At 47.1% G+C, this 263-nt stretch carries 1 protein-coding gene; it reads right to left on the bottom strand.

Features of this window, described 5'->3' with window-relative positions; translation table 11 throughout:
* Nucleotides 1-263, bottom strand: a 263-nt coding sequence (locus R0J92_RS23870) for a hypothetical protein (RefSeq protein ID WP_411053503.1), incomplete at both ends; no start/stop codon positions are given.

The following is a 263-nucleotide window of genomic DNA, read 5'->3' as shown; positions in this document are numbered from 1 at the left end:
ATACTGCGATATCGCCACTCTTGTCTTTCACCGCCATCACTAAGGTGGAGACGATGTTGAAACAGGCCACGCCAATCACCAGTACCATCGCCAGATACATAATGGCGCGGATCATCTGGATATCGCGATACATATAGCCGTAAGTACCAATCCAACTTTTAATATAAACATAGCTGTTGGTCACTTCACCCGCATCGCGTACCAGCTTATTGGCGTTGAAAACATCCGTCATTTTAAGGGCAATACCTGACACGCTGGAACCC

The sequence above is a fragment of the Tritonibacter sp. SIMBA_163 genome (genome assembly GCF_046535935.1).
Taxonomy (GTDB): Bacteria; Pseudomonadota; Alphaproteobacteria; order Rhodobacterales; family Rhodobacteraceae; genus Epibacterium; species Epibacterium scottomollicae.
The sequence above is the reverse complement of the archived record's forward strand: the minus strand, read 5'-3'. Positions and strand labels throughout refer to the sequence as shown.